At 50.3% G+C, this 13,531-nt stretch carries 10 protein-coding genes; 7 read left to right on the top strand and 3 right to left on the bottom strand.

Features of this window, described 5'->3' with window-relative positions; genetic code table 11:
* The first annotated feature begins 98 nt into the window (after nucleotides 1–98).
* The 6 genes from topA (at nucleotide 99) to AC04MQ_RS13700 (ending at nucleotide 9,351) form a co-directional block, all read left to right on the top strand.
* Entirely contained in the window at nucleotides 99–2,828 is a 2,730-nt protein-coding gene (gene topA, locus AC04MQ_RS13725) for a type I DNA topoisomerase (RefSeq protein WP_475392341.1), read from the top strand.
* Nucleotides 2,829–2,919: 91 nt separating this feature from the next.
* On the top strand, nucleotides 2,920–3,819 hold the full coding sequence (locus tag AC04MQ_RS13720) for a hypothetical protein (RefSeq protein WP_475392340.1): 900 nt from the start codon (nucleotides 2,920–2,922) through the stop codon (nucleotides 3,817–3,819).
* A 119-nt stretch (nucleotides 3,820–3,938) separates the two neighbouring features.
* The gene (locus tag AC04MQ_RS13715; protein WP_015090088.1) at nucleotides 3,939–5,960 is read left to right on the top strand and encodes a S41 family peptidase; all 2,022 of its coding nucleotides are present in this window, start codon (nucleotides 3,939–3,941) and stop codon (nucleotides 5,958–5,960) included.
* Nucleotides 5,961–6,310: 350 nt separating this feature from the next.
* Nucleotides 6,311–7,456, top strand: a complete 1,146-nt coding sequence (locus AC04MQ_RS13710; RefSeq protein WP_475392339.1) for a thiamine pyrophosphate-dependent dehydrogenase E1 component subunit alpha — start codon at nucleotides 6,311–6,313, stop codon at nucleotides 7,454–7,456.
* Nucleotides 7,456–8,511, top strand: coding sequence for an alpha-ketoacid dehydrogenase subunit beta (locus tag AC04MQ_RS13705; protein ID WP_475392338.1), 1,056 nt, complete (start codon nucleotides 7,456–7,458; stop codon nucleotides 8,509–8,511). The genes AC04MQ_RS13710 and AC04MQ_RS13705 overlap by 1 nt, the downstream gene beginning before the upstream one ends.
* Entirely contained in the window at nucleotides 8,512–9,351 is an 840-nt protein-coding gene (locus AC04MQ_RS13700; RefSeq protein ID WP_464127645.1) for a class I SAM-dependent methyltransferase, read from the top strand.
* A 162-nt stretch (nucleotides 9,352–9,513) separates the two neighbouring features.
* On the opposite strand, the gene AC04MQ_RS13695 is transcribed toward AC04MQ_RS13700, so the two are convergent.
* From AC04MQ_RS13695 to AC04MQ_RS13685, 3 genes are all read right to left on the bottom strand, one after another.
* Entirely contained in the window at nucleotides 9,514–10,461 is a 948-nt protein-coding gene (locus AC04MQ_RS13695) for a hypothetical protein (protein ID WP_475392337.1), read from the bottom strand.
* An 83-nt stretch (nucleotides 10,462–10,544) separates the two neighbouring features.
* Entirely contained in the window at nucleotides 10,545–11,396 is an 852-nt protein-coding gene (locus AC04MQ_RS13690; RefSeq protein ID WP_475392336.1) for a hypothetical protein, read from the bottom strand.
* Nucleotides 11,383–12,552: an esterase-like activity of phytase family protein gene (locus AC04MQ_RS13685; protein ID WP_475392335.1), complete on the bottom strand. Its 1,170-nt coding sequence runs from the start codon at nucleotides 12,550–12,552 to the stop codon at nucleotides 11,383–11,385. The genes AC04MQ_RS13690 and AC04MQ_RS13685 overlap by 14 nt, the downstream gene beginning before the upstream one ends.
* A gap of 110 nt (nucleotides 12,553–12,662) precedes the next feature.
* Here AC04MQ_RS13685 and AC04MQ_RS13680 point away from each other — a divergent pair, with 110 nt between their 5' ends.
* The gene (locus AC04MQ_RS13680; RefSeq protein ID WP_475392334.1) at nucleotides 12,663–13,457 is read left to right on the top strand and encodes a hypothetical protein; all 795 of its coding nucleotides are present in this window, start codon (nucleotides 12,663–12,665) and stop codon (nucleotides 13,455–13,457) included.
* Nucleotides 13,458–13,531: the final 74 nt, after the last annotated feature.

The following is a 13,531-nucleotide window of genomic DNA, read 5'->3' as shown; positions in this document are numbered from 1 at the left end:
GACTTGCACGGGCGGGCATTCGCCTTCATGTTTTGTCTATTATATAGGGGTCGCTACAGATATCCTCTGGAAGGTGACACCTAGACGAAGGACTTAGCATGGCCAAAAAAAGTGACGCAACAGATGGTATCAAGCTTGTCATCGTGGAGTCTCCCACGAAGGCAAAGACCATTCGCAAGTTCCTGGGAAGAGATTATGTGGTGGAGTCCTGCATGGGCCACATCCGTGACCTTCCTCAGTCCGCAAAAGACATCCCGGAAAAGGTGAAAAAAGAAAAGTGGGCGCAACTCGGCGTGAACGTCGATAAAAACTTCGAGCCCCTTTACTGCGTTCCCAAGGATAAAACCAAGGTCGTCAAAAACCTGAAAGACAAACTTGAAGAAGCCTCAGAGCTGTACCTCGCGACGGATGAAGACCGCGAAGGGGAATCTATCAGCTGGCACTTGCTGGAAGTTTTGAAGCCGAAAGTTCCAACCAAGCGCATGGTATTCCATGAGATCACCAAAGACGCGATTCAAAAAGCTTTGAAAGACACCCGTGAAATCGACTTCAACCTGGTGCGTGCCCAAGAAGCCCGCCGTGTTCTGGATCGTTTGGTGGGTTACACGATTTCTCCGCTGCTTTGGAAAAAAGTAGCTTACGGTCTTTCTGCGGGCCGTGTTCAGTCCGTGGCGGTTCGCCTGATTGTGGAAAGAGAACTTGAGCGCGTGCGCTTTAAAAAGTCCTCTTACTGGGGCGTGCTTGCGGAGCTGAGCAAAGACGGTGTGGCTTTTGAATCCCGTCTGCAACAATACAAAAATCAACGGGTAGCAACCGGTAAGGACTTTGATGGTCTGACGGGTCAGCTGACGGCAGGTAAAGACGTTCTGGTTCTGGATGAAACGACCGCGGGCAAACTGTCCATGGATTTGAAATCCGGCAACTGGCAGGTGACGGATGTCGAGGAAAAACCGACCTTCCGTAAGCCAGCGCCTCCGTTTATCACGTCCACTTTACAGCAGGAATCCAATAGAAAATTGGGTCTCAGCTCGCGTGAAACCATGCAAGTGGCGCAGAAGCTGTACGAACAAGGTTTCATCACCTATATGCGTACGGATTCCACATTCCTTTCCAATGAAGCTATCACTGCTTCCCGTGATTGCATCGAAAGCAAGTACGGAAAAGACTATCTGACACCTCAGCCGCGCAATTACGCTGCTAAGAAAGTCAAAGGCGCTCAAGAGGCCCACGAAGCGATCCGTCCTGCCGGGAACCAGTTTATGGATCCGGATGAAACGGGTCTGACGGGGACTCAGTTCCGTCTTTATGATCTGATCTGGAAACGTACGATTGCGTCCCAGATGGTGGATGCCCGTCAGAAACAAGTCAGCGCAAAAATCACCGTGGGTGATGCGTTGTTTGGTGCTTCCGGCATGACCATTGAATTCCCGGGCTTCTTGCGAGCTTACGTGGAAGGCAGTGATGATCCAGAAGCGGATCTGGCTGAACGTGAAGTGCGTCTGCCGGCTTTGAAAGTCAAAGACGGTGTGAAGTGCGCGAAACTGGATCCAACGTCCCACGAAACCAAACCACCAGCTCGTTATACAGAGGCAAGCCTTGTTCAAACGATGGAAAAAGAGGGCATCGGCCGTCCTTCCACGTACGCTTCTGTTATCGGAACCATCATTGACCGTGGCTACGTTCGTAAGAACGGAACGGCGTTGGTGCCGACCTTCACGGCGATGATTGTTTCAAAACTTCTAAGTCAGCATTTGTCCCAGTATGTGGATTTGGGCTTCACTTCCGAAATGGAACAAAGCCTGGATAATATCGCTGACGGGGAACTGGATTGGGAAAGCTACCTTGCGTCCGTGTACAAAGGCCCTAAGGGCTTGCGTGCGATGGTCGACAATCAAGGTGACAAGATTGATCCAAACGAAGCCCGTACAATGACCTTGGAAGGCATGGACAAATACAAATTCCATGTCGGCCGTTACGGTGCTTATGTGACCACTCAGCGTGATGGTGAAGATGTCAGTGCCTCTTTGCCTGACAATGAATCTCCGGCGGATATCACTCCGGAAATCGCTGAAAAACTGATTGATCAGAAAATCAACGGTGCTGATTCTTTGGGTAATGACCCGGAAACAGATCTGCCGGTTTATGTTCTGAACGGCCGTTATGGTCCGTATGTTCAATTGGGTGATGTGACTCCGGAAGACGACAAGCCGAAACGTGCGTCGCTTCCTCCGGGCACGCAGCCTGAACAGGTGGATCTGGCGATGGCGCTCAGCCTGCTGCAATTGCCAAAAACCTTGGGCACTCACCCGGGCACCGGCAAGGATATCAAAGCGGGCTTGGGTCGTTTTGGTCCGTTCGTGGTTCATGACGGCGACTATCGTTCGATTCCAAAAGGTGAAAGCATTTTTAATATCACCTTTGAAAAAGCCATGGAAATGCTGGCTCAGCCTAAAAAGGGACGCGGTCGTGCGGCTCCGTTGAAAGAGCTGGGCGCGCATCCGGATTCAGGTGATGCGATTCAGGTCTTCAATGGTCCTTACGGTCCGTACATCAAGTGCGGCAAGGTCAATGCGTCTTTGCCCGAGGGTGCGACTCCGGACACTGTGACCCTGGAACAGGCTGTTGCTTTGATCAATGAAAAGGGCCCGGCAAAAGGCAAAGGTAAAGCTAAAGGAAAGGCGAAAGCTGCTCCGAAAGCCAAAGCCGCGAAAGCTGATGGCGAAAAGGCCGCTGCTAAAAAGCCCGCTGTGAAGAAAGCCGCCAACGCCAAAGAAAAGGCCGAGGCTTTGGGTGTCAAAAAAGTAGTCACTCGCAAGGCCAAGAAGTAATTTGTTCACCCCCCTTTTCCGAGGGGGGAATCTCTGATAAATTCGTTCCGCATAGTTACAGATCCCACCATTGGGCATCGAAAGGTGTGTTATGAGCGAAAGTCCCCCGAAGGGACAATTGGAGTTAGGAATCAACCGTTCCAAGGAGAAGGATAGAAACTTCCACCTTGGCGGTCGCAGTTTCTATTTCTTCGATTTCGACGACAACATCGCCTTTTTGACGACGCCGCTGATTCTTTTTAACAAGAACGACAAATCTGAAATTCAGATCTCCAGCGGGGACTTTGCCCAGCACCACCAAACCATCGGCAGCAGTGGTCCGTTTGCGGACTATAACATCGACTATTGCGATATGACCGGCACCTTCCGTAATTTCCGTGACCACCATGTGGACGAACTGGAAAAACTGGAAGGCAAAAAGCAGATTTTCGTGCAGGACGTGGCTGCCGCTTTGGGGTACCCGGACTTCCAGTGGAAGGGTCCTTCCTGGGAATGTTTCTATCATGCGGCCTTCAATCAGCGTCCATTGTCTGTGATCACGGCCCGTGGTCATCATCCAGAGACTTTGAAAGACGGAATCCGTGTCTTCGTTCAGAAAAAAGTTCTGCCATTGGAACCCAACTATCTCAGTGTGTATCCGGTGAGTCATAAAGAGACGCGTCAGCTTCTGGGTGATTCGGACTTCAAAGAAGGCACTGCAGAATTAAAACAAAGAGCCATCCGCGCCAGCGTGGAGCAGGCAATTGATCTTTATGGTTACAATCCGCATCACCGCTTCGGGATGTCGGATGATGATCCTAAGAATATCCAGCTGATCGTGGAGGAAATGACTCGACTAAAGGCGAGATTCCCCGAAATGTCGTTCTTTATGATCGAGACTCAGCATGGCAGTTTCATCAAGCATGAGGTCAAATTGAGCGGCCTTCGTGGCGACAAAGTGGAGAACCTCTCCCAGCTATCCTTCTTCGAAGAAGATCGACGAAAGTCTTAAGAATCCTTTCTACGTCCTAATTTATGACGTGCTTCATAAATTGAATGCTCTCAGCTAATTATTTGATAATCTAATGCAATTAGGACTGCTCCCGTTCGGGGAGCCATGGAAGGATCAGCATGAGTTCATTCTCAAAAGGCGTTAGAGGTTTCATCATTGCCGGATCATTGGCAGTTTCATCTTTGGCATCGGCCCAACTGAAAGAAGGCCTTGAGTGCCGTTACCTGACAGTGATTGAACAGGGCTTCCTTGCCAACCACGTGAAGTATTCCAACCGCGACACTGACTTGCAAAATCGTGTGATCGAGCAGTATCTGAAAAGACTGGATCCTTCCAAAATCTATCTGACTCAAGGTGATGTTGATTCCATCCGCAAGGCTGCAGGCAACGTTTTTGATAAAACCAAAAACCGTGACTGTTCATTCCTGGATGCAGCTCAGAAGATCGTTCTGGAGCGCGTGAAAGACCGCTCTGAATTTGCAAAAAAATATCTGGGCAAAGACTTCAAATTTGAATCCGCAACTGAATTCACGTTCGATCCAGAAAAGAAAACCTGGCCGAAAGATTCCGCTGAAGCGAATGAATACCTGAAAAAATACATTCAGTTCCAGATCGGGAACTACATGGCGACAGACATGAAGATGGATGAAGCCAAAAAGAACGTGATCAAAAACTATGAGCGTGCAGTGAAAAGAACCGCTGACACAACTCAGGATGATCTGTTCTCCGGTTACCTGGATTCCTTTGCTCGTGCGTTGGATCCGCATTCCAGCTTCTTCTCTCGTGATGTGCTTGAAGATTTCGAAATCCAGATGCGTTTGTCCCTGGAAGGTATCGGCGCGACACTTTCTTCCCAGGACGGTTTCACAGTTGTTGAACAACTGGTTCCGGGTGGGGCAGCGGCTAAATCCGGTCTGATCGAACCACAGGATAAAATCGTGGCTGTCGGTCAGGAAAAAGGCCAGATGGAAAACGTGATCGACATGGATTTGAAGGACGTTGTCAAAAAAATCCGTGGTAACAAGGGCACGAAAGTGCGCCTGACGATCTTAAGAAAATCCGGTGAAGGCAAAAAACGTTTTGATGTCACTTTGACCCGTGAAAAGGTGAATCTGGAGGACGAAGCAGCGTCCATCATCTATCAGGATCGTGAAATCAACGGTCAGAAAAAGAAAATCGGCGTTATCAATTTCCCATCCTTCTATGCGGATTCCCGTCGTGGCGGCAGATCTTCTGCGGCTGACATGAAAAAGCTGATCAAGGAAGCCAACGAAAAGAAAGTCGACGGCCTGGTGCTGGATCTTTCCAACAACGGTGGTGGTTCCCTTGAAGACGCGGTGAAAATCGCGGGTCTGTTCTTCCAGACCGGGAACGTGGTGAAGCAGTCCTCTAAAAATGAAGGCCGTGCAGAATCCGCACTTCGTGACACAGATCCAATGGTGGACTGGGCAGGTCCGCTGGTTGTATTGACCAGCCGTATTTCTGCTTCCGCTTCCGAGATCGTGTCCGGCACTTTGCAGGACTATAAACGTGCTGTCGTAATCGGTGGTGATCACACTTACGGTAAAGGCTCTGTTCAGTCTGTTCTTCCAATCCCGAACAATCTGGGAGCTATCAAGGTGACTGTGGGCATGTTCTTCGTGCCAGGTGGTAAATCCACTCAGCACCGTGGTGTGGATGCGGATATCGTGTTGCCAGGTCCATTCAGCACTGATGACATCGGTGAGAAATACATGGATTACTCTTTGCCGCCAAAAACGATTGAATCCTTCCTGTCCCCGGATGCCTACGTGAAAGAAGGCCCGGGCGCCTGGAAAGAAATCAAACCAGAGTGGTTGAAGTCCCTGCGTGAAAGATCCGGCGAACGAGTTGGCAAAAACGATGAATTCAAGAAAATCGTGGAAGAGCTGAACAAAGCCAAAGCCCGCGGTAAAGTGATCCGCGTGAGCGAAGTTCTTAAAGACAAGAACGAAAAAGAAAAGAAAGACAAAGCTAAAAAGACCGCTACCAAGGCCAAGAAAAACGAAGAGTATCTGAAGCGTCCTGATGTTCAGGAAGCTGAAAATGTTCTTCTGGATCTGATTCAGCTTGAGGACGGGAAATCCCTGGTGCCTCAGCAGAAGCAGGCTAACGCCAAGTAGTGTTCCAATAGAAAAACGTGTTGTTGTTAAAGCCCGGAGGCCGCCAGCCCCCGGGCTTTTTTTATGGGGCGGTGAAAAAGGCGCATCTGACTGCGTTGTCGGCCGACCTTCTCGCTCCGACGTGCATTGAGCACGCCTGCGCTGCGAGGGCCGCCCTCCGCCTTGCATCTGCACCTTTTTGACCGCCCCTGTTGTGCGGGGGAGCTTAAAAATTAAGCAATATTGGGGCGGTTTTACAGGGTTTGGGGGTTTTTTAGGGGTTTAATGGCAGGTGGTTTGCGGGGGATTGAATGGACGTGACAAAGGGTTGTGTTTTCGCTTAGATAGACGCGAATATGGAGGCCCTGAACATGTCTAAAAAGACCACTGTGAAAGCAGGGGGTAAGGCGGCTGCTGGTAAGACTACCAAGAAGGCTGCAAAACCTGCTGCAAAGTCCACTGTGAAAGCTTCTAAAAAAGTTGCTGCGCCTGTTAAAAAAGAACAGACCAAGAAGAAGCAGAACTTTGGTGGATTGTCTGAAGAAATTTTGCTTCGCATGCATAACCTGATGGTTAAATCCCGCGTGCTTGAAGAACGTCTGATCAAAATTTATAAAGCCGGCGAGGCTTACTTCTGGATTGGTGGCCCGGGCGAGGAAGCCTGGGGTGTTGCTTTGGGTATGCTTGCGCGCAAGGGCGCAGGTCCTGAGAACGACTGGTTGCACCTGCACTATCGCTGTACTCCGACGATGGTGGCTTTGGGCATGGACATGATTGATTCCATCCGCTTGATGATGAATCGTGCGACGGATCCGTCCACTGGTGGTCGTAACTTCTCCAGCCACTATTGCTTCCCGCAATGGAACGTGGCTCCGGTGACTTCTCCTTTGGAAGTTCAGTATCCGATCGCGTGCGGCACTGCTCACGTGCAAAAGCGTGTGGGTAAAGGTGCGATTTCCATCGTGACTGGTGGTGACGCTGGTACGGCAGAAGGTGACTTCGCGTCCTGCTTGATTCTTGCGTCCCGTAAGGGCCAGGAACTTCCAATGCTGATCACTGTTCAGAACAATGGTTACGGTATTTCGACTCCGTATGAAGGTCAGCACGGTGAAACAAACATCGCAGACCGCGCTGCTGCGTTCAACATCCGTTCCCGCGTGATCAACGGCAATGACCCGATTGAAACTTATCTGGCTCTGAAAGAAGAGATGGAATACATCCGTAAAACCGGCAAACCATCCTTCATCGAAGCAAAGGTGACTCGTTTGTACGGTCACTCTTCCGCGGACGGCGCCAATAAAAAACCACACTTGTTGGACCCGGTTCATACTTTCGAGAAAAATCTGATCGACGCTGGCATTCTTGATGCGAAAGCGGCGAAGAAGATCTGGGAAAATTATGAGGCCGAAGGCGTCAGCGCCCAGGAACAAGCCCGTCAGGAACCGGTACCGACTCCGGAATCTGTTTGGGATCATGTTTACGTTAACAGCGAAAATGCAGATTGGAGAAAATTCTAATGGCAAGTATTGCTCAGGCCATCAGAATGGCCCTTCACTATGGTGAAGCCAACATGGGAGTTAAAGACATCTTTGGTCAGGACGTGGGCGCACCACTGGGTGGCGTGTTCACAGCGACTCAAGGCTTGGAAACTGCTTGGAACTCCACACTGGATGAACGTGGTATCATCAGCATGGCGATGGGTATTGCTATGGGTGGTGACCGCTGCGTGGCTGAAATCCAGTTTGCGGATTATATCTTCAACACCATCGATCTTTTGAAAATCGCCGGCAACACCTTGTGGTGCACGAACGGTCAGATTCAATTGCCAATGGTTGTGATGACTCCGGTGGGTGCGGGGATCTTTGGTTCCGTTTACCACTCTCACTCCTTCGATGCATGGGCATCCCGTCTGCAAGGCTGGAAGATCGTTATGCCGTCCAATCCGTTGGATGCTTACGGTTTGATGCTTTCTGCGATCGATGATCCCAATCCGGTTCTTTATTTGAAATCCAAGGCGTTGATGCGCCATAAAGGCGATGAGCTGATCCCGGGTGAGCCTGCGGATGAAAAAGAGCTTAAAGCCATGATCGACAAACCAGTTCAGAATTCTGAAGGCTGGAAACCTCGCTGGCCGGAACTTGAAAAATACATGGTTCCAATCGGCAAGGGCAAGATCACTCACGCGGGTGAACATATCACGGTTGTTACTTACAGCCGCATGGTGCACCTGTGTGACGAAGTGGCGGTGAAATTGGCAGAAGAAGGTATCTCTGTTGAGGTGATCGATCTTCGTTCCATCTATCCGTATGACTGGCCAATGATCAAAGAATCCATCGAGAAGACCGGCCGCGTGCTGTTCGTGAACGAGGACACAGAAGTGACCAACTTCGGCGAACACCTGGCGTACCGTGCAACTCAAGAGTGCTTCTATCACCTGATGGCGCGTCCGCGCGTTCTGGCTGGTAAAAACCTGCCAGGCATCGGTCTGCACCCGAATCTTGAAAAGAACTCTGTGCCACAGATCCATGACATTGAACTTGCGATTCGTGAAGTCGTAGCGGAAGTGCCGTAAATGAAAAAAGAAATGTCCCACAGAAAAAAAGTCCGCCGTCGTGTGAATAAAAAAAGCACGGCTTTGGTATTCGATAAATACGAACTGTATCGCAAAGCGGTTCAGTCGGCGGAAAACGATGTGGTCTTTATCTGGAACACGTTCCGCGAGCTGAAAGGCAAGCAGCCCCGTGTATTCCGTGAAGACTTCTGCGGGACGTTTGCTCTTTCTACCGAATGGATCAAACTGCACCCTCGTCATGAAGCGGTGGGTGTGGATCTGGATCCGGAACCGATGGCGTACGGCAAGGCCAACTATCTGACCAAGCTGAAGCCGGAACAGCAAAAACGCATGAAGCTGGTTGAAGGCAACGTGCTGGATCCGAATCTGGCCAAAGCCGACATCGTGGCGGCGATGAATTTTTCTTATTTCTGCTTTAAAAAACGTGAGGTTTTGAAGAAGTACTTCGCCAATGTGCTGAAGACTTTGAACAAAGACGGCATGTTCCTGGTGGACATCTTCGGCGGCAGTCAGTGCTACGAAGCCATCGAGGACGCGATTAAACACGAAGGCTTCACTTATTACTGGGATCAGACAAACTTCGATCCTGTGACCAATGAGGCCCTTTTCCACATCCACTTTAAAGTGGGCGGGAAGAAGATCGAGCAGGTCTTCACATATGACTGGCGTATGTGGTCTATCTCTGAGATCCGCGACATCATGGAAGAAGTGGGCTTTAAAAAGACCCACGTGTACTGGGAAGGGACAGCTCCGGATGGTTCTGGAGACGGTAACTTCACCCGTGTGGATCACGGTGAAGCCTGTCAGTCCTGGATCGCCTACGTGGTCGGCGAAAAATAGGCGGTCGGTGAAAAGGCCCATCTGACTGCGTTGTCGGGCCTTTTGCTTCTCTTCGACGTGCTTGAAGCACGCCTGCGTTTCGCAAAAAGCCCTCCGCCTCGGATCTGAACCTTTTTGACCAACCTTGGTTGGGTGGGTCGCCGGGGGATGCTCAGATTTTCTTTAAAGGTTTTCGCTGATGCGGTTTAGGATTTCTTCCAAACCCAGTTGTTCTTGGTCTTTGCGGAGCACTTTCCAGAGATCTTCGATTTCTTTGTACATTTTGTGGGCTTGTTTGGTTTTGTCCTGCTTTTCCAGACGCAGGTGCGTGACGATCAGGTCTTCGATTTCGCCGTAGCGGCTGACCAGTTCTTCCACGGTCGTCAGGTCTTCTTCGGTCCCGGAATAGATTTCTGGCGTTGTGCGGATGATGCGCGCGATAGAGCGCAGACGTTTTCTGAGATCATGGAATTCGATTTCGACTTCCGGGGTTTTTGCCGGATTTTTGATGGAACGAACAGTGTCCCAGTTAGAAAGAGCGGATTGCAGCAAGTCCTGGGATAATGCCGCCAGGTTTTCAAATCCTCCTTGATTCAGGTCTGGAACCAGATCGGAAGTGCCCCAGTAGAAACGGGACAGATCCTTCTTTTTTCTTTCGTGGATGTTCTTATTGTCGGGATTTAGCATGTAGCGAACATACAGCTCGCTGGTGGCGTCCCATTTTTGTTTCCATTTCAGGACTTCCTTGCGCACTTGGCGCACTTCTTTAGCGTCATAGCGGGCGTCTTCCGGGGTTTCCACGTGTTGAGTGTCGTACAGGTCCTTGAAGCTGCCGATGGTCTCATAGCCTTCGTCCAGCAGGTCGCGGATTTCGAACCACAGGTCTTCTTTTTTTGAATGCGGGTAAGCATAGACGAACAGATCCAGCTGTTCTCTCACGGCCACGATCAGTTTGCGCAGATTCTTGGTTTCATGCGGAGCCACGTCTTCGTCCAAGACGGTGATTTCCGAATACATGGTTTTCAAAGTGCTTTTGACTTTAACTTTGGCTAAAGCGCCATAAGAAAGATCCTGAGCCAGGGCTGGGTTTGCAGCGACAAATGCAGAGAATAGAAGGGCGATCAGACGCATGAGGACCTCACAGTGAATGGCGTCTTTTAAGGGACACCCTATGTGAGGTCAAATCAGGGTTTTCTAAATGAAAAAAGTCGCTGTTAGAAACCCAGCAGGGGGTTCAGGGCTTTCAGTAGATTCAAACTGATCAGCTGTACTTTCTGACGGTCCGGGGTCAGCTCTTCTGGAGTGATGCCTTGTTTGCGCATAAAGGCGCAGATGAAGTCGCCGAAGCCCTGCTTGTTGGCGGCGTCTTCCGTCTGGAACTCGATTTCGAATTTGCGCTGAATCTTAGTGGATCCCACATAATCCGTGGCATCGGTGATGGACACTTCGATGTCGCCAGTGGGGGATGGCAGGACAACCTTGTATTTGATCTTCTTGGTAAGGTGGCTTGCCAGGAAATACCAAGGCTGGTTCTGATTGGGAACTGCGAGTAGCTGGTCTAACAGCGGCACATTCAGGGTCGTCAGGAAGGCATGCAGATCTTGGATGCTCTTCACTGCCTGATCGGGATGAGTTCCTTGAATGGCGTCCAACTGATGCACAATGGATTTCGCGATATAGTCGCGATCTTTACCCTTCAGCTTTAGTTCGCCCACGGCCTTGTCTTTGACGTTAAAGCTCCAGCCCTCGGTGCAAGTCATGCGCTCCATGTATTCTTTGGTGTTGGCCTGAATAACGGCTTTGTCGGTGACCTTCATGCGGAACTTGTATTTGTCCACGTGAGGGATCAGCAAAAAGGCGCTGCCGTCATAGATGTCGGCATAATAGTCGGTGCGGTCTTCCGAAGTGAAAGGATACTGAGCCAGGATTCTTTGGGCGGCGGCATCGGTCAGGTTGAAGCCGGCTTCGGTTTGGTTCTGGATGCGGGTGTCCCAAGCGTGAGCTTGAGTGAAGGAAAGGCCCAGAACTAAAACTGCCAATAGCGTCGTGAAACTATTTCTTTTCATCTTTTGCACCCATCACAAAAAGATAGCTTGGAGTGGATTTGTTGTCATGCACTCCGAAATCATTATCGTTCACTACGAAAACTTGTGTTCCGTGAACAGCAAGGCCTTCTAGTTTTTCGAAATCGCCCAAACCAGCTTCGGTGAGGTTCAGTACTTCGGTTTTCGCGAAGGCCTTCGGATTTTTAGGCAGGGTGAAGGTGGCAGCATGTGCAGACTTCAGCAGGTTTTCTGCTTTGGCAGAATCCAGGGCGAAAATACGCTGCCAGGCTTTTTTACCGGTCTTGCCACTTTGTTCAAGCACCCAGATTTTGCCATCGGTCGCAAGTGTGGCGGCTCCGATTTTTCCACCTTCTTTGCTAAGCGGGTACAGGAAAAGACCTGTGACCGTGTCTGTGACCGGATCCACTTCAATCACCGGGGCAAAGTCTTTGCTGATGGATTCAACACCACTTTGCAGGAAGAACCAGATGCGGTTGTTGGCAGTCACGGTGGCTGCTTCAAAGCCGCGGTTCAAACGACGCTGGGTCAGGAACTCGGGCAGTGCGGGCTCGCCCCCACGCAAAGGGGTGCTGCCTTTGGGAACAAAGCGTTTTAGGATCTCGCCGTTTTTAGCGACCTTCAGGATGGATGGGCCGTATTCTTCTGCAATCCAGAAGTTGCCTTGGCTGTCGAAGGCCAAAGCTTCGGGATCAATACCCCACGCATCCAGCGCCAGCTCTTTACCGGCATTGTCGTAAGGGACTTCGTCAAAGAAGGTTTTGGATTTACGTGGGTCCACGTTCGGCAGGCCGGAAGCGGATTTCTTGTCGGACTTGGACAGCGGGAAAGTCTGTGTGACCTTCGCACCGTCCTTACTCAGTTCGATTTTTAGAATCTGCGGAACAAACTGTGGTTGCAGAAAGCTTCGCTCGGGTGTTTCTTTGCTTCCGCGAGATTTGCCGTTGGGACCACGGTCGGTGATGGAATAAAAGATTTTTGTGTTGGAGGTGGAATCCTTGGCGGAATAAACCAGGTCTGACAATCCACCCAGCTCTACGCGCCCACTCGTGCCTTCAAACAAGGGTTTGAGCGCTTTGACTTCATGTTTTTCTGCCGGGGCAGATACAGCCATTGAACAAGTGAAGGACAGGGCCATCAGGATCACGTTTTTAATCATGTCTTTGATATATGTTGAAGGCCTTGGGTTCTCAATCAAATCCGCTCTTGGGTCTTAAGCTTAACGCAATCCTGACAATGCTTTGGCCCGGAAATTCTTTATAAAAGGGCATGGCCCTTAAGTTGGTTTTTCTATTCATGCTGTTCCCCATAAGGCTGATGGCGGAGGCTTCTGTCGTTAATGTGACTGAAGGGAAAGCGTCAGATTCCGGCAAGTCACCTTTCAGTGTGAAAGTGGAGGCCGAGCTTCGTTCTGTGCACGAAGATGAAGAACCTCAAACCATCAACGGGATGACTTCGGACTTTGACCTGCAATTGCGCTATCGCCTGAATCATACTTTTGCTTTGACCGTGGGTGGGGAGGTCCGTCATCTGTCCGTTCAGGGTGAAAGCGAAACCGAAGTGGATTCTGCAGATGCCGGTGTGATCACCCACTGGCAGATGGGCGATCAAAAGTGGTCCTTGAAAACAACCTACAGTCATTCTTTGAAACGTGAATTCGATACCGATCCATTGGGCAGTGTGAATCTGGATTTGAAATCCCATCTGCCGCTAGCGAAGGATTTCATGCAAAGCCGGATGCGCTTTCGTTTGCGGCACAAGGAGTTTGTTCATCAGTCAATGGCGGATGGCTCGGAGCTGCGCCAAAGTCGGCTGGAGCTTTCACCAACGCTGTATCACGGGCAGGTCGCATTTGGTGTGAAGACCCAGTGGGGGTATTTGACCCGGACTGATGCTGCTTTTCACAGTCTGGAAACTTCGCCCTTTGTGAAGTACCAGGGGGAACATTTTGAGCCGATGCTGAAGGTGATCTATCGCCCGATTCACAAGTCAGAAACCGCCACCGAAACTCCGCAATGGCAGTCCCATCCGGTTTATGCTCTAGAGATGGAAATCACGTACTAGTTCTGGTCCGCCTCTTGCTCCTTAAGGGGTTGATGACATTTAAAACCAATTTAACCCTATTCAAGCTCAGCAAG

It is taken from the genome of Bdellovibrio sp. MYbb2, from assembly GCF_056175685.1.
This window is presented reverse-complemented; position numbering and strand designations above follow the sequence as displayed.